10 protein-coding genes and 2 pseudogenes are annotated in these 17993 nt (G+C 56.5%); all 12 read left to right on the top strand.

What is annotated here, in order from left to right:
• The first annotated feature begins 4 nt into the window (after positions 1-4).
• On the top strand, positions 5-1702 hold the full coding sequence (locus ACHZBS_RS19455; protein ID WP_319408187.1) for an AarF/ABC1/UbiB kinase family protein: 1698 nt from the start codon (positions 5-7) through the stop codon (positions 1700-1702).
• 413 nt (positions 1703-2115) lie between these two features.
• Positions 2116-2727 (top strand): annotated as a pseudogene (locus ACHZBS_RS19460) (transposase); the annotation flags it as partial.
• A 705-nt stretch (positions 2728-3432) separates the two neighbouring features.
• Positions 3433-4854, top strand: a complete 1422-nt coding sequence (locus ACHZBS_RS19465; protein WP_319408188.1) for a sigma-54 dependent transcriptional regulator — start codon at positions 3433-3435, stop codon at positions 4852-4854.
• A gap of 338 nt (positions 4855-5192) precedes the next feature.
• Positions 5193-5885, top strand: a complete 693-nt coding sequence (locus ACHZBS_RS19470) for a response regulator (RefSeq protein ID WP_319408189.1) — start codon at positions 5193-5195, stop codon at positions 5883-5885.
• Positions 5886-6018: 133 nt separating this feature from the next.
• Positions 6019-7257 carry an ATP-binding protein gene (locus ACHZBS_RS19475; RefSeq protein ID WP_319408190.1) on the top strand — a complete coding sequence of 413 codons (1239 nt, stop codon included), beginning with the start codon at positions 6019-6021 and terminating at the stop codon, positions 7255-7257.
• Positions 7254-7625: a response regulator gene (locus ACHZBS_RS19480; protein ID WP_319408191.1), complete on the top strand. Its 372-nt coding sequence runs from the start codon at positions 7254-7256 to the stop codon at positions 7623-7625. Before ACHZBS_RS19475 ends, ACHZBS_RS19480 begins: the two co-directional genes overlap by 4 nt.
• 129 nt (positions 7626-7754) lie before the next feature.
• The gene (locus ACHZBS_RS19485; protein WP_319408192.1) at positions 7755-10817 is read left to right on the top strand and encodes an FAD-dependent oxidoreductase; all 3063 of its coding nucleotides are present in this window, start codon (positions 7755-7757) and stop codon (positions 10815-10817) included.
• Between the two features lie 74 nt (positions 10818-10891).
• Positions 10892-11296 (top strand): annotated as a pseudogene (locus ACHZBS_RS19490) (hydrogenase iron-sulfur subunit); the annotation flags it as partial.
• A gap of 124 nt (positions 11297-11420) precedes the next feature.
• On the top strand, positions 11421-12239 hold the full coding sequence (locus ACHZBS_RS19495; protein ID WP_319408193.1) for a 4Fe-4S binding protein: 819 nt from the start codon (positions 11421-11423) through the stop codon (positions 12237-12239).
• 84 nt (positions 12240-12323) lie between these two features.
• Complete coding sequence (gene fdhF, locus ACHZBS_RS19500; RefSeq protein ID WP_319408194.1) at positions 12324-14369, top strand: formate dehydrogenase subunit alpha; 2046 nt, start codon at positions 12324-12326, stop codon at positions 14367-14369.
• Positions 14370-14473: 104 nt separating this feature from the next.
• Entirely contained in the window at positions 14474-15289 is an 816-nt protein-coding gene (locus tag ACHZBS_RS19505) for a transposase (RefSeq protein ID WP_394708013.1), read from the top strand.
• Between the two features lie 144 nt (positions 15290-15433).
• A complete protein-coding gene (locus ACHZBS_RS19510; protein WP_319408196.1) occupies positions 15434-17965 on the top strand; it encodes a serine/threonine-protein kinase in 2532 nt (843 codons plus the stop codon).
• Positions 17966-17993 lie beyond the last annotated feature (28 nt).

Consider the following 17993-nt stretch of genomic DNA (forward strand, 5'->3'; position numbering starts at 1 on the left):
CCGGATGATCAGCATACGCAAAATCGGTGTGATCGGTCGCACCTATCGAAACCTGAACCGCTATCGGCAGATTCTGGCGGTGTTGTTCAAATATGGTTTCGACGATATCGTGGAGCTGCTGAAGATCGATCAGTATATCGAGATCGGTCTCCAGGTGATCTCCCGCAAGCGCGGCGAGCGCGTGGAAAGGCTTTCCCGGGCGGTGAGGGTGCGGCTGGCCATCGAGGAACTCGGCCCCACTTATATCAAGATGGGTCAGATTCTCTCCACCCGCCCTGATCTCGTGCCCGTGGATTTCATCCGGGAGCTCTCCCGGCTCCAGGACAAGGTTCCTGCCTTCCCCTTCGCCGACGTCAAACGAATCATCCGCGAAGAAACCGGCCAACCGGCCGATGACCTGCTCGACCAGCTGGATCCCGAGCCCCTGGCATCGGCCTCCATCGGACAGGTCCACCGGGCCCGCCTGAAAGACGGCGAAGAGGTGGCGGTCAAGGTTCAGCGCCCGGGGATCCGCAAGCTGGTGGAGGTGGACCTGGAGATCATGCTTCATCTGGCCACCCTGGCCGAACGCCACATTGAAGAGCTGGCCCACCACCGTCCAGTGAAAATCGTCGAGGAGTTCGCCCGATCCATCGAAAAGGAGATGGACTATACCCTTGAGGCGACCAGCATGGAGCGGGTGGCCGGCGCCTTCCTGCACGACAACACGGTATACATCCCCAAGGTGTACCGGGAAATCACCACCGAGCGCGTGCTGACCACCGAATACGTGGACGGCATCAAGGTCTCCCTGCTGGACCGGCTGGACGATAACGGCTACGACCGCCAGTTGATCACCCAGCGCGGCGCCGACATCCTGCTGACCCAGATTTTCCAGCACGGTTTCTTCCACGCCGATCCCCACCCCGGCAATCTCTTTGTCCTGCCCAACAACGTGATCTGCCTGCTGGATTTCGGCATGATGGGCACCGTGGACCGCAATACCCGTGAGAACTTTGTGGAACTGGTGGACGCCGTGGTGCGTCGCGACGAACCGCGCACCACCCAGGTGCTGCTCAAGCTGACCCTGTGGGACGAGGAGCCTGACCTGCGCTTGCTGGGAAAAGACGTGGCCGACTTCATGGGGGAGCATCTCTACAAGCCGCTCAAGGATATCCAGATCGGCCGGCTGCTGCAGAGCATGCTGGAACTGGCCGCCCAGCACCGGCTGCGCATTCCACCGGAGATCTTTCTAATGATGAAGGCCCTCAGCACCGTCGAAGGAGTGGGCCTGTCGCTGGATCCCGATTTCGACATGATCGCCCACGCCGAGCCCTTTATCCGGCAGGTCAAACTCTCACGCTTTTCTCCCAAGCGACTGGGCAGCGACGCCTTGAGTATTTTCGCACAATACATGGACTTCGTCCAGGAATTCCCCAAGGATCTGCTGGAGATCACCCGCACCATCCGCCAGAAGAAGTTCACCTTCATGCTGGAGCTGAAAAGCATGGAGAGCATGCTTCACACCCACGATCAGATCAGCAACCGCATCTCCTTTTCCATCATCATCGCCTCCCTGATCATCGGTTCGGCGCTGATCGTCATCTCCAAGACCCCGCCGCTCTTCTACGGCATCTCCCTTATCGGCATCATCGGCTTCCTCGCCGCCGCGGTCATGGGCATCTGGCTGCTGGTGGCGATTATCAAGAAGGGGAAACTGTAGCAACTTAAAAGTTTTTTATCCTGTCAGGGCGGGTACTTGGCAGGGCTTTGGTACACTCCTTAGGGAGGATGTCCGGGTGTCCGGGGACGGGCCAAGTTCCGGGTGTCCGGGACCGGGTGTCCGGGGACGGGGGGTGTCCGGGATAAGGTGTCCGGGAAGTGTCCGGGGACGGGCCAAGTCAACTATCTAAAATTAAGGCGAAAATGTTATAAAAGAGGGCCGAAATACCCTCTATATTGAGATTTTCAGCGTCAAAAATTGCGATATAGGATGATTCAATGGCACGGGCCAAACGACATTACGTTCCGGATCAAATCTGGCACATAACCCAAAGATGCCACAAGCGGGAATTCCTGCTGAAATTCAAACAGGACCGTCAGCGTTGGATTTAGTGGCTCTTCGAAGCCAAAAGGCGTTTCGGGCTGGTGGTATTAAACTATGCGGTGACCTCCAATCATATCCACTTGATCGTGAAAGACGACAGCGATCACAGGATTATCCCGCAGGCGGTTGGGCTGATCGCCGGAAGAACCGCCCAGGAATATAACCGGCGGAAACACCGGAAAGGTGCCTTTTGGGAAGATCGATACCATTCAACCGCCATTGAAACCGGCGAACATCTGCTGCGTTGCCTGGTATACATCGATTTGAATATGGTTCGTGCCGGGGTTGTCAACCATCCATCTAATTGGCCTCACGGTGGGTATAATGAGATCCAGAAGCCACGGCGCAAAAATATCATCATCGCCTACGAAAGGCTGCGGGAGTTGGCTGGATTCAAGGACTATGACTCTTTCGCTTCAGCCCACTTGAAATGGGTTGAAGACGCCCTGGAAGACATTGACGCCAAACGGGCAAGCCGATGGACGGAAAGTATTGCCGTGGGGAGCAGTCCGTTTGTCGAACACATTAAAAACGCCATGGGGGCGATGGCCAAGGGCCGCTCCATCCAACCCACCGAAGGGTCATTTGAACTGCGGGAAGCACAATGCGTCTATAATTCGATTTTTGACCCCGAAAATTGAGATATAGACTCAAAATAGACCCCCTATTCCAATTTATATTGTTTAATTCATGGCATTTAACTTAGCCCGTCCCCAGAATTCCTCCCAGAATTCCTTAACTTGGCCCGTCCCCAGAATTCCCGTCTCCGCCAAAGCCGGAACGGTCACTGTTATGATTGAAAGCGCCCTGAAGAATAAAGAAAAAGTGGAAGCTGACCTGAAAAAGGCCCTCCGGGGTATCGATGGGGTCAAAACAATCGATGTCTCCTTCAAACACTGACCCTGAACAACACCGTCTTCTTTCTGTTGGACTTCATGTTGGCTGCCCGTTCAGCCGGATACCAACCCTTGGTGTATTAACCATGATTTCCCTTTATACACCCTGCCGGAAACCTTCCTTAAAGGCAAAGACGGGCCCGTAGATCTGTTCGCTTGCTAACCGGCAAAACTGAAAGGAAGGGCGTGAAGCAACTGCACCCGCAGGCAGAAAATCATACTCGATATGGTTGACATATGCGTTATGCTTATGATCTAAATTACCGTTTCGCTGGGCATGGTCCGGCCGGCGTATCGACCTTGGTGCAGGGGTTGGTTTGCACACCGTGCAGGGATGTTAGGCCAAATTGTCCGAAAGCGCTGCCGAAGCCCGGCGGTTTGAAACCCACAATCCGGTGATGGGGGATTGGCACCCCCTTGCATGGATCCCGAAGCAGGGATAGAGTCCCGATGATGGAAACGGAAGATCGACCCATCCTGATTATTGACGATGAACCCTCCATTTGCGCCGGTTGCCGCATGGCGCTCGCGGACAGCGGTTACTCGGCCGACATCTGCAACACCGGCAGGTCCGGCCTGGAGGCGCTGCTCAGCGGCCGGTATCAACTCGTCCTGCTGGATATGAAACTTCCCGATATGGATGGGATGGACATTTTGCAAAAGGTGAATGATGCCCGGATCGATATCTGCGTTATTGTCATGACCGGCTATGCCAGCGTCAAAAATGCCGTGGACGCCATGAAGTTGGGCACCTTCGATTATCTTGCCAAGCCTTTTTCGGACGATGAACTGCTCGCTGCCGTGGCGCTGGCCGTCGAAAACAGGAGATTTAAAGAAGCGCATCTGGCCGTTCGTCGTCAGCTGCCCTCGCGGGAGGATTTTGGGTCCATCATTGGTGAGAACCCACGGATCCTGCAACTATTTGACGATGTGCGCAAGGTCGCGCCCACCGACACAACCGTTCTGCTGAACGGCGAGAGCGGTACCGGAAAAGAGTTGTTTGCACGGGAAATTCACGCCCACAGCAATCGGGCGGATCATCCGTTCATGGCGGTGGACTGCAGCACGTTTTCGTCATCCCTTTTGGAAAGCGAACTGTTCGGGCATATAAAAGGAGCTTTTACCGGCGCGGTTCAAGACAAGGATGGCATTTTTAGTGCAGCCAGTCACGGAACCCTCTTTTTGGACGAAGTGGCCAATCTGACCTTGGACATTCAGGCCGCATTGCTACGGGCCATTGAAACCCATGAATTCAAGCCAGTGGGGACCAGTCGCCTGAAAAAGGCGGATGTGCGTTTTATTGCCGCCACCAATCGCGATTTAGAGACGATGGTGGACCAGGGAACTTTTCGAGAAGACCTGTTTTACCGCCTTAACGTTTTTCCCATTACCCTTCCTCCATTACGGGAACGGCGCGATGACATCCCCCGGTTGCTATACCACTTTCTGCGACAAACCTGCCGTGAAACCGGTAAGCGTGTCGACGGCTTCTCGGACGATTCCCTGGAAATGCTGGTCAACGATGACTGGCCCGGCAATGTGCGACAACTCAAGAACGTGGTGGCGCGTCTAGTGATCATCGCCGACAGTCCCGTTTTGGAATGCCAGCACCTCTCGGACCATTGGGAAACCCAGCCAGAGCCGACCCGTGATGAGGTTCCCGAAAACCTGGAAGCGTTGAAGGCGGCCAAGCAGAACCTGCTGGAAAACCAGTTCGGGGATATCGAGAAAGCCTTTCTCAAGAAAGCCCTTTCCGAAGCATCGGGTAATATTACCCAGGCGGCACGAAATGTGGGTATGCAGCGGTCGAATTTCTCAACGCTGATGAAAAAGCACGGGTTTGGCGGAACTTCCGGCCCATCGTTTCCGTAGATTGAAGACAGCCTTCACCCACCGTATGGCCGTTCATACCTCCGTATAATCCTTTATACGGAAATATCCTGCTGCGATCATTCAAAAAACACTCGCTTTCGCTTTTTTCAGCCATATAAAAACATATACGGATGCCATCTTTCCCCCCCCTTTTTCCCGGTATACTTGGGTATTTTATAACCATAAGAATATATTATAAATAGTGTGATTCTATCATTCAATTCAACAGGGGTAGGCATGATGGCACGGCCTGTGCTGTTACTGTAGTTAATGAAGGATCGAAACCTGAGAAGTTAACAACCCATTCAGATAAAAAACCAGAAGAAGGAGGTAGCATCATGATGACCCAACTGGAGAATGCGGCCATGAAGTATGGGGTGCCCCCTCATATCCTGGTGATGGAAGACGATCTCACCGTGGCCAAAGGGCTGGAGATGGTGTTGCGTGAAGATGGATTCGACGTGAACCTGGCCGGTACGGGTGAACTTGCCATGGAGGCATTCCGGCAGAAACGCTTCGATCTGCTGGTGGCTGACCTACGACTGCCGGACATCGACGGAATGGAAGTGATTCGCCGGATCAAGGCCCAAAAGCCGGAAACCGAAGTTATCGTGATTACGGGATACGGAACGACGGCAACGGCCGTAGAGGCCATGAAACTGGGCGTGTCTGAATTTCTGCCCAAACCGTTTACCGAAGACCAGATCAAGTTGGCGATCACGGCAGCGCTGAAATCGCAAGAGGAGGCGGTCGGTGATGAACCGGCGGTGAAAGAGCCGGAAACCGAGTCGGAACGGCTCATCCAGAAGCGGGAAGTCATTCAAGTGATGAATCGCACCTGGGACGATCGGACATTCTGGACGGATTTGATGGAAAAGGGGACCACCGCATTGGATGGATACCGGCTTTCAAGCGAAGCCAAGGCTGCCATCACGTCGGGGGATTTGAGGTGGATAAATGAAAACGTGGGTGAGCTTACCCAAAAGCAGTTGATGTTCATCCATTCGCGCCTGGAACGGGAAGCATGGTAACGATGATGACATCGCCATTGTCGACTGTCGATCCACCATCAATGGCTTGGCGGACGCTTCCGCCCCCGGATTAAAGGCAGATGTTGTCAACCCTACAAAGGCTGGCAATCGGTTTCTCAATGATAGGCATCCTATGACTGCTTCCACCCCATACGAGAGTTATTTCCACGTATTCCGGGATATCATCCGGTCCATGCACTCCAGCAACAACCTGCAGGAGGTGCTGGACGTGGCGGTAACCAAATCGGCGGCGGTGCTGGACGCCAAGGGTGCGCTGCTGAGAATTTTCAACGAGGAAACCGAACGGTTCGATGTCCGGGCAGCTTGCGGGTTGGGGGAAAACTATCTTTCCAAAGGACCTGTCTCCACTGAAAAGGTACTGTCCGATCCATCCGAACTGCACCGGGTAAAAATTATTTCCGATATCTGGCATGCTCCCCGGGTGGAGTACCCTCAGGAGGCTTGGGACGAAGGTATCCGCATGATGGTCGATGTTCCCCTGGCCATCAAGGATCAAATGCTTGGCCTGATCCGGATTTATCTGGGTCAGCGCCGCTCGTTTTCCGGTCATGAGCTGGATTTTATGCTGACCCTTGCCGAGCAGTGCGCCTGCGTCATCGAGCGGGTCCAGCTGATGGAAAATCAGAAGGAAAATTTCAACTATTTGGCCACCCGGATGGACAAAATGTCGTCCCTGGGTCGCATGGCGGCGGGCATCGCCCATGAAATCAATAATCCTCTGGCCGGCATCCTCCTCTACAGCTCCAATATGCGAAAAAAGGTGCCTTCCGAGGGAAGGCTGGCCGAGGGATTAGATATTATCATCAAAGAGACCCAGCGCTGTAAAGTGATCATCCAGGGGCTTTTGGATTTCTCCCGTGACACTGAACCCAAGCGGGTTCCGGCCAACCTTAACCATATCGTGGAATCCGCGTTGGGTATTGTGGAAAATGAGTATCATCTGCAGCACGTGGATATAGGGCTGAGGCTGGCCAAAGACATGGTCAACACCCTGTTGGATGGAAACCAGATTGAACAGGTGGTGCTCAACCTGCTTCTCAATGCGCTGCATGCGGTAGCCGAATACGGTAAGGTGACCGTCACCACTATTGTTGATCATGATGCCGGAGCCATTCGTGTTGAAGTCGTCGACAACGGCTGCGGTATTTCTCAGGAGCATCAAAAAAGGATTTTCGAGCCGTTTTTTTCCACCCGGCCGAACGGAACGGGTCTTGGCCTGGCAATCAGCTACGGTATTGTTCAGAACCACCAGGGAGACATTCGGGTCTCCAGTGACCCTGGAAAAGGCACACGATTTGTGATCGTGCTCCCGATTCGAACGGACGCTGCTGCCGGGAAGGGGCTTTTATGAAACCGTTGAACGTGCTGGTCATCGACGATGAAACGGTGATTTGCGATGCCTGCCGGATGGTGCTTTCAGAAAAAGGTCATCGTGTTGTCCTCCGTAACACCGGTATCTCCGGGTTGTTGGAAATCGAGGGCAACGGCGGCTATGACTTGATCCTGCTGGACATGAAGCTGCATGACATCGACGGGTCACGCATCCTTAAATTGATCCAGGAGCAGTCAACGAAGGTTCGTGTGATTGTGATGACGGGGTATTCAACCCTGTCGAACGCGCTGGAGGCGATGAAACTGGGGGCCGCAGACTATTTGGCCAAGCCGTTTACCGAGGATGAACTGCTGGCGACCATCAATGGGGTGTTTGCCGACCGGTAACGGACAGGATGCCGAAGGAAATTACGCGGTGATACGGGTGTCGTCGTGAACGAATTGCCCGTGAGGGATGTGGCTGTGAGCTGGATGCAGCCGTCAATAAACACTATCAACCGAGCAGGGAGCAGGGGTATGGAAGAAAAGCAGACGAAAACGGTGGCCTTGGGATCCGTCATGGTCGTCGGCGGCGGTATCGCCGGCATGCAGGCGGCCCTGGATATGGCCAATTCCGGTTATTACGTATACATGGTAGAACGGTCTCCGGCGATCGGCGGGGCCATGGCCCAATTGGACAAGACCTTTCCGACCAATGACTGCTCGATGTGAATTATCTCACCTAAACTGGTCGAGGTCGGCCGGCACACCAACATCGAACTGCTTACCTTATCCGAAGTTACCGCCATCGCTGGTGAGGAGGGCAACTTCACGGTTTCCGTTCTCCAGCATCCGCGATATGTGGATATGGACAAATGCATTGCCTGCGGCCTGTGCGCCCAGAAGTGCCCCAAGCGGGTGGATGACCGCTACAATGAAGGCCTGGTCACACGCAAGGCGATTTATGTTCCCTATTCCCAGGCCGTTCCCCTGAAGTATGCCATCGATGCGGAAAACTGCATTTATCTCAAAAACGGCAAATGCGGTGCCTGCGAGAAGCACTGCCCCTCGGGGGCCATCAATTTCAAGGATACGGAAAAGACCCTTGAGGTCCGGGTGGGGTCGGTGGTCATGGCGTCGGGTTTTCAATCCTTCGATCCATCCGGTCTCGACACCTATGGGTACGCCCGCCTGCCGGACGTGGTGACTGCACTGGAGTTCGAACGCATCCTGTCGGCCACCGGCCCCTATGGCGGCCACCTGGTGCGTCCGTCGAGCATGCGCGGTAAGAAGGCCACGGGCAGGCCGCCGAAACGGATTGCCTGGCTGCAATGTGTGGGTAGCCGGGAGATGAACCGCTGCGACAACGGCTTCTGCTCATCGGTGTGCTGCATGTATGCCGTCAAGCAGGCGGTGATGGCCAAAGACCACAGTGAAACCCCTCTGGAATGCACCATCTTTTATATGGACCTGCGCACCCAGGGCAAGGATTTCGACCGCTATTGCGAAAATGCCCGCAACAGTGGGGTCCGGTTTGTTCCGGCCCGCATCCACACGGTGGAGTCGGTTCCCGAATCCGATGACCTGATGCTGCGCTATGCGGACGACGGCGGCGCGGTCCACGCGGACGGCTTCGACATGGTGGTGCTGTCAACTGGCCTCGAAGTGAGCAAAGCGGCCGTGGAATTGTCGCACACCCTGGGGGTCGAACTGGACAAGGACCAGTTTGTCCGTTCGAGCTGTTTTCATCCGGTGGCCACCTCGGTACCGGGAATTTATGCCTGCGGGGTCTCCACCGGTCCCAAGGATATCCCCCAGTCGGTGATGGAAGCCAGTGCCGCCGCCTGCGCCGCCACAGAAAACCTGGCCGACGCGCGCAACACCCTGACTCAGACCGTTAAAATTCCGGCTCAACGGGATGTCAGCCGTGAAGCCCCGCGCATCGGCGTCTTCGTGTGCAACTGCGGCATCAACATCGGCGGAATCGTGCGTGTGCCTGAGGTGGCCGCCTATGCCCGGACCCTGCCCGGGGTCGAGTATGTGGAGGAAAACCTGTTCACCTGCAGTCAGGACACCCAGGACAAGATGACGGCTGTGATTCGGGACAAACGGCTCAACCGAGTGGTCGTGGCGGCCTGTACGCCGCGGACCCATGAGGAATTGTTCCAGGAAACCCTGGTGAATGCGGGCCTGAACAAATACCTGATCGAGATGGCCAACATCCGCAATCAGGATTCATGGGTGCACACCAATGATCCCGATGCCGCCACCGAAAAGGCCTTTGACTTGGTGCGCATGGCCGTGGCCAAATCGTTTCTCGCCGTTCCACTGAAAGAGACCGACCTCCCGGTGACGCCTGCCGCCATGGTGGTGGGCGGCGGGGTGGCCGGCCTTGCCGCGGCTCTCTCCCTGTCCCGTCAGGGATATCCTGTTCACCTGGTGGAAAAGGGTCCCGTCCTGGGCGGCAATGCCCGCCGCCTGGTCAGAAGCTTCCAGGGGGAAGATGTGGCCGGCTTTCTGATTGACCTGATCGATGCGGTGGAATCCGAGCCGCGAATCACCGTCCACCTGGAAACGTCGGTGAGCGATGTGGACGGTTTTGTGGGCAATTTCAACAGTACCCTGTCCACCGGCACGACGGAAACGACCATCCACCATGGGGTGGCGGTTCTGGCTACGGGTGCCAGGGAAAGCAAACCGTCCGAATACCTGTATGGCCAGCATCCGGCCGTAGTCACCCACCTGGAGATGGATGACCTGTTTAGGCAGGAGGACCTGCGCATCAAACGGGCGACGGACGTGGTCTTCATCCAGTGCGTCGGGTCGCGGAACGAGGCACGGCCATACTGCTCCAAGGTATGCTGCACCCATTCCATCCAGAACGCCCTGGAGCTGAAAAAGCGCAACCCCGATACGAACGTCTATATTCTCTACCGGGACATCCGTACCTACGGCAAAAGAGAATACCTGTACAAGGAGGCGCGGCAGCAGGGCGTTCTCTTTTTCCGCTACGACCCGGATCACCCGCCGGTCGTCACCGATGGCGACAAACATGTCGCGGTGCGATTCAGCGATCCGGTCCTCGGTCGTCAGGTGCGCGTGGATGCAGATCTGCTCTGTCTGGCCACTGCCATCGAGGCCAGGGAAAATACCGGGCTTGCCCAGTCCTTCAAGGTCTCCACGGATGCCGACGGCTGGCTGATGGAGGCACACCAGAAACTGCGGCCGGTGGAATTTGCCAACGAAGGGGTGTTCCTCTGCGGCATGGGGCATTACCCCAAGCCGTTGGAAGAGAGCATCGCCCAGGCCCAGGCCGCCGCGGCCAAGGCGCTGACCGTGCTGTCCAGGGATCATATCATGGTGGGCGGCATCGTCAGCCATATCGACCCTGCGCTGTGCTCCGGTTGTCTGGGGTGCATCAATGTCTGCCCCTATAACGCCATTACCTACAATCCTGAAAAGGGCGTCGCCGAAGTCAACCAGGCCCTTTGCAAGGGGTGCGGGGCCTGTGCAGCGGCCTGCCCATCGGAGGCCCCGGTGCTGCTGGGCTTCAGCAACCGGCAGTTGTATGCCCAGATTAAGAGTGCCATGTGCGCCTGATTTTCATTGCTGAGGGCGTGACGAAGTCTTTGGAAGTACCCATTTACTTTTTACCAGTTTGCCAAGGAGAAATCGTGGAAAAGAAACCGTTCGAACCCAATATACTGGCATTCATATGCAACTGGTGCGCATACGGAGCCGCTGATCTGGCCGGTGTCAGCCGGTTGCAGTATCCCCCCAATGTGCGCGCCATCCGGGTCATGTGCTCAGCCACCGTATCGCCCCACCACATACTGCGTGCGCTGCAGGACGGCGCCGACGGTGTCCTGGTGGGCGGTTGACACATCGGTGACTGCCATTACCTGTACGGTAATCACATGACGGTTAAACGGATCACCTTTCTCCAGGAACTTCTTACTTTTATGGGCCTTGACGGACGTGTGCACCTGGAATGGATTTCCTCGGCCGAAGCCCAGAAATTCGTCCGGGTGGTCACTGACTTCACGGAGAAAATCCGATCCCTGGGACCCAACCCGCTTGCGGGAACGAATGCAGCGATGGCGCGTCGGCTTTCTGCCGCGCCCCCATTGAAAAGGGCCCGTTCACCCCACAACCTGCAATTGGCGCAGCCGGACGGCGCCGGCATGACCAAGGAGGCAATCAATGAAAGCCAAAGTCAAACGGTGGCTTGAAACGGGTGTCGTCGACCTTTTTCTGGGGTACAAAATGGTCATGGGCCACCCGTTGCCCTGCAGCTTTACCAAAGACGATCTCGAGGCGGTAGAGGACCTGGTCGACGGGCCGGCGCGCTATTCCCTGGAAAAGGTGGCCACGCATATCGCCGCCATCGATCCGGAAATCAAAATCGGCATGCTGGCCCGGGACTGCAACCAGCGGGCCCTGAACGTTCTTTATATCTGGAACCAGCTCAATCCCGACCAGATTAGGGCGGTCAATGTCAACTGTTGTCCCTCGAACCTGAAGCCGCACGGAGACTGCTCCTACCTGGAGCCCGAGAAACCGGCGCCGCTGAAACAGAAGGCGGGCGTGGACAACACCTGGTGCCCCGGGGACCTGGAGCAGATGGACCCGCCGGACCGTCTGTCCCGGTGGATGAATGAATTTCAAAAATGCATCAAGTGCTATGGTTGCCGGAACATCTGTCCGGTCTGTTTCTGCAAGGAATGCAGCCTGGAGCATGGCGACCTGGTCAGCAAAGGCTCCCTGCCGCCGGAGGTGCCAATTTTTCACTTGGTGCGGGCCGTGCACATGGCCGGACGCTGCATCGACTGCGGGCTGTGCGAGGATGCCTGTCCGGTGGACATCCCCTTGCGTCTGCTCTACCGCAAGGTCAACGAGATCGTCAAAACCGTTTTTGACTATGAAACCGGATTCGCCGCCGACCAGTCGCCCTTCAGTGTCCTGGGGGAGACGGTCACCCTGGAACCGAAACCGATGAGAACTGTCAATTTAGCGAACTGATCGTGATGACGATTTTAATACGCACCCATTCATCCGCGGTTCAGGTTTTTTTGTTTATCGGATATTAAACCAAAGGAGTGCACCATGCAGTGCAAGTTCGTACCCTCCATCTGTTCCTATTGTGGAACCGGATGCGGTGTCCTTTTTGAAGTCATCGATGGTAAGATCGTCAGCACCCTGCCTATGAAAACCCATCCGGTCAACCAGGGCAAACTGTGCATCAAAGGCTGGAACCTTCACGAGCATATAAACAGCGTCCTGCGCCTGAAACAGCCGCTGGTAAAGACCTTCGGCCGATTCATCAAGTCCGGCTGGGATGAAGCCATCGGCCTGGCCGCCGACCGCTTCCGGGCCATCATCGACCAGTACGGACCGGATTCCGTCGGCGTGCTGGTGTCGGCCAAGGTGACCAACGAGGAAAATTATCTGGCCCAGAAGTTTGCCCGGGCCGTACTGGGCACGAACAACGTCGATCACTGCGCCCGTCTCTGACATGCGTCCACGGTGGCCGGGCTGGCCGCCGCCTTCGGAAGCGGTGCCATGACGAACTCCATTGCGGAGATTGAATCGTCGGGGTGCATTTTCGTGATCGGGTCCAATACCACTGCCTGCCATCCGTTGATCGCCCGGCAGATCTTCAGGGCCAAGGAGCGCGGCGCCAAGCTCATCGTGGCGGATCCGCGACACATTCAGCTGTCCCGTTTCGCCGATGTGGCCGTCACCCACCGGCTGGGCAGCGATGTGGCCTTATTGAACGGTATGATCCACATCATCATCGAAAACGGCTGGCAGGCCGACACCTACATCGCCCAGCGTACCGAGGACTATGACGCCATGGCTTTGGTGATCAAGGCCTATACGCCGGCCAGGGTCGAGGAGATTACCGGGGTGGGCACTCGAGACCTGGAACGTATGGCCGAGCTATACGCCACCCACAGCCCGTCCACCCTGCTCTATGCCATGGGCATCACCCAGCACACCACCGGCGTGGACAACGTCAAATCCTGCTGCAACCTGGCCATGCTCTGCGGCAACGTGGGTGTGCACGGCGGCGGGGTGAACCCGCTGCGAGGGCAGAACAATGTCCAGGGGGCCTGCGACATGGGCGGGCTGCCCAACGTGATGACCGGCTACCAGCCGGTGGCCGACCCCCAGGTGCGTGAAAAATTTTCCGCGGCGTGGGGCGTGCCGCTTTCCGACCGTCCGGGGCTCACCATAACGGATATGATCCCGGCCATTCTCGAGGGCAAACTCAAAGGGCTTTTCGTGATCGGCGAAAACCCCAAGCTGAGCGACCCGGACTGGAACCACCTCAACGAGGCCCTTAAAAAATTGGATTTCCTCGTGGTTCAGGACCTGTTCCTGTCGGAAACCGCCCAGGTGGCCGATGTGGTTTTCGCAGCCGCCGCCGTGGCTGAAAAGGAGGGAACCTTCACCAACACGGAACGCCGCTGCATGCGTATCCACAAGGCCGTTGAGCCCATCGGCAACACCCTGGCGGACTGGGAGATCATCAGCCGTCTGTCGACGGCCATGGGTTACGAGATGCGCTACGACAACCCCGAAGCCATTTTCGACGAGATGGCCTCCCTGACGCCCAAGAGCTATGCCGGCATGACCTATGATCGCATGGGCCTGGACGGACTCCAGTGGCCCTGTCCTGACCGGAACCACCCGGGAACCCCTTACCTGCACAGGGACCAGTTCGCCCGGGGCAGGGGAAAATTTCACGCCGTCGACTACCTGGCCCCGGCGGAAATGCCCGATGCGGAATACCCTTTTTTCCTGACCACCGGCCGCATGTTTGCCCATTTTCATACCGGCACCATGACCCGCATTTCCCCCCATCTGGATGTGGAACAGACCACCGGCTACGTCTCCATCAGCCCTGCGGACGCTGATGCGCTGAATGTTCAGGAGGGGGATGTATTGGTGCTTGCTTCGCGACGGGGCCGCATGGAAGCGCCGGCCAAGATCAGCACATCCCTGAAACCCGGAACCTTGTTTCTGCCTATTCATTTTGGGGAAAACCCGACCAACGTGCTGACCAGTTCGGAAGCCTTCGATCCCCTGGCGAAAATTCCGGAATTCAAGGTGAGCGCTGTAAAAATAGAGAAGCTGTCCGCATAAGCAGTGATATACCCGGTACGGCGAGGTACTTTCAGAATAAAACGGATAACGTCCATAAATATATAAGTTGACCAGCCAGGGGCCCGGCTTATATGTTGACGGTCATGCCCCGACAGTCACGCATCGATGCACCCGGCGCCCTGCACCACGTCATCATCCGTGGTATCGAGGGCAAGGCGATTTTCAAGGACGATGCCGACCGCACCGAATTCATCGAACGGATGGCATCCATCTTTGCCGATTCGTCGACGCCCTGTTTTGCCTGGGCTCTGATGACCAACCACGTGCACCTTTTGATCCGCACTGCGGATACGCCCCTGACAACCTTGATGCGGCGGCTGTTCACCGGTTATGCTATAGCGTTTAACCGCCGGCACCGCCGCCACGGTCAGCTTTTCAAGAATCTCCATAAATCGTTTCTGTGCCAGGAAGTCACCTACCTGCTCGAACTGACCCGCTACATCCATCTGAATCCGCTGCGTGCCGGCATCGTCAAGGACCTTGGCGCGCTGGATACCTGTCTGTTTGCCGGCCACAGCGTCATCATGGGCAACCCGCAGGCCGGGTGGCAAAATGACGACCGGATCCTGGCGATGTTTGCCAAGACCAAGAAAGCGGCCCGACGCAAGTACCTTCGGTTTGTGGAAAAGGGGATTGCCGCCGGCCGTCGTCCCGAATGGGTGGGCAGCGGGCTTATCCATAGTGTGGGCGGCTGGAAGCTGGCCAAAACGCTTTCGAAAGGACAGGACCGGGTAAAAGGGGACGAACGGGAATTGGGCGACAGCGAGTTTGTTCAATCCGTTTTTAAGCGCTGCAATAAAGACTATTCGCGTGGGGGCAACGCCGGGTTGCCCAAGGGGTGGACCTACAGACCCCTTACACGCTCAATAAAACTTCAAAATTGCATTGATTTTGCATAACGTTCAATGATTTACCGGTTGAACGAAAACCATGCGCGGATGCAACATGGATAGCATGCAACACATTGCAAATGAACATACAGGTTGTGACGCCTTCTGTATACAGCGCCATTACCAGATCCTGATCCGAAACGAACGCGGCATATGTTGAAAAAAATTCTCATGGCGCCATTGATTCAGATTGTCCTGCTGACCGCGCTGGTGTTGGCCGGCATGGTGGCTCCATTGGGCCCTTGGGACTATTTTGAAAACAGGAGTTACGATTTCTGGGTTGACCGTTTTTTCCACGCGGAAGAACAGCCCATTGCCATTGTGGCCATTGATGAAACCAGTATCCGCCAGTTTGGCGACTGGCCCTGGCCCCGCTCACGAATTGCCGACCTGGTCAATCTGATATCGGAGCAAGGCGCCGAAGCCCTGGGCATCTGCATCCTCTACATCCAACCGGATCATAGCCCCGGGCTGATGGAAATCCGGGAACTTAAAACCCGACTCAACGACCCGCAGTGGAAAGGTGACGGACCGTCCAAACAGAGGTTTGCCGGCATGCTCGGCGGTGCCGAAGCCAGGTTGAACCAGGATGACCGGTTGATTGCCGCCATCCGGCGGGGCCGGAACGTCGTTCTGCCGATCCATCTCGCCATGCAACACCCGCCCGGGGACGAAACCGCCGACCCATCGGGAATGATGATCGTCAATTCCCTGAATGCCGCGGTGCTGCCCACCGGGAGAGACAATACACCGTTGGCGGTAGTCAACGCCATCGGTGCCGGGTTGCAGGGACCCCTGACCGCCTATGGGGTGTTGGAACCTTTCGAGGCCCTGGCGGGCAAAGCCGGGGCGCTGGGGCACATGAACCTGCAGGAGGATTCAGACGGCAGGGTCCGGACCGTTCCTTTGCTCATCGATTTCAAGGGGCGGCTGATTCCCGCGCTACCCTTACAGATGGCCCTCAAACATATCGGCGGCCGGTTGAACGACATCTCTGTGGATCTGGATTTTTTCGGACAACCCCACCTTCGGATAAAACATCTGGACCTGTCCACCGACGGCGTCTATCGGATGTTGCTGAATCATGACCGTAAATGGACGCGCCAACGGTTTTTCTCCTGTTCCGAGATATTCAATGGGGAGATCGATCCGGTTGTTTTCAAGGATAAAATCGTAATGATCGGGGTAACCGCCGAACCGACTGCCCGATCGTATCGGGTGGGATTGGACGACCGTGCGTCGGATGTCGAGATCATGGCCAACGCGCTGGCCGGAATCCTGGCCACCGAACGATTGTTACGGCCGTCATGGTCCCGGTTGCTCGAGATCGTGGTCGTTCTCTATTTTGCCTTTTTCCTTGTTGTTGTGATTCCGCGTGTGAACACCCGGGTCGGCGCCACCATCCTGCTTATCTTCCTGACGACATGGTATGCCGTGGCCGTCGGGCTTTTGCTGGGATATGGATACAGGATCGAGGTGCTGGGCCCGGTGGTTCTGGCGGTGGGGGGCTTCCTCCTGCTCCAGTTCACGCTTGCTTCCCACAGGCTGCAGGCGGACAAAATGGATGCCTGCAAGACCTTGGGGCTCTCCTTCCAGGGTCAGGGGATGCTTGACATGGCCTATGAGAAGTTTGTGCAGTGCCCGGTGCAGGATCGGACGGTCAAAAACCTGCTGTACAATCTGGCGCTGGATTTCGAACGCAAGCGCATGCTCAACAAGGCCCTGGACATTTACCGTCATATCCGGACGGCCGGTGCCTTCAAGGATGTCGACAAGCGCTGTCGCCGGCTTACCGAACTGGACAGCACGATGGTTGCCGGCGGCAGAGGTGAAACCTTTTTGAGAATAGGGGGCGGAAGCGCCACACCGACCTTCGGACGCTATGAAATTCTCAGAGAAATCGGACGCGGTGCCATGGGGACGGTTTATCTGGCCCGCGATCCTAAAATCAACCGCGATGTCGCCATCAAAACGCTGGAGTATTCGGAAGTCGAACCGGCGGAACTGGCCGAAGTTAAAATGCGGTTTTCCCGGGAAGCCGAGGCGGCTGGCAAGTTGTCCCATCCCAACATCGTTTCCATTTACGATGTCGGTGAAGAACATGATATGGCTTATATCGCCATGGAACTGCTCAACGGTGAAACCCTGACCCGATATTGCAATAAGGACAACCAGCTGCCGACTCCCCGGGCTTTGGCCGTTGTCGCCGAAGTCACGGCCGCTTTGGACTATGCCCACAACCAGGGCGTGGTGCACCGCGATATCAAACCGGCCAACATCATGATGCTGAAAGACGGCCGCGTCAAAGTCACCGACTTCAGCATTGCCCAAGTCGTCGATGCTTCCCAGACGCGCACCGGGACGATTCTGGGAACACCGAGTTACATGTCTCCGGAGCAGGTGAACGGAAAGCCTGTAGATGGTCGCTCGGACCTTTTTTCCCTGGGGATCGTCGCTTACGAATTGCTCACCGGAGCCAGACCCTTCAGGGGCGATTCGATGTCCGCCATTTTGTATGCGATTTCCCATAATGCGCCTACTCCGATGACCCAGGTTGCTCCAGGCCTGCCGGCCTGCGTGAAGGCGATTATCAACCGAATGCTGGCCAAGCGGACAACCAAACGATATGCCTCCGCTGCCAAGGCAAAAGCTGACATCGAAGCGTGTATGGAAAAACTGAAATGAGGCTTACCCGTCAAGAAAGGGTAGTGAT

It is taken from the genome of uncultured Desulfosarcina sp., assembly GCF_963664155.2.
Taxonomy (GTDB): domain Bacteria; phylum Desulfobacterota; class Desulfobacteria; order Desulfobacterales; family Desulfosarcinaceae; genus Desulfosarcina.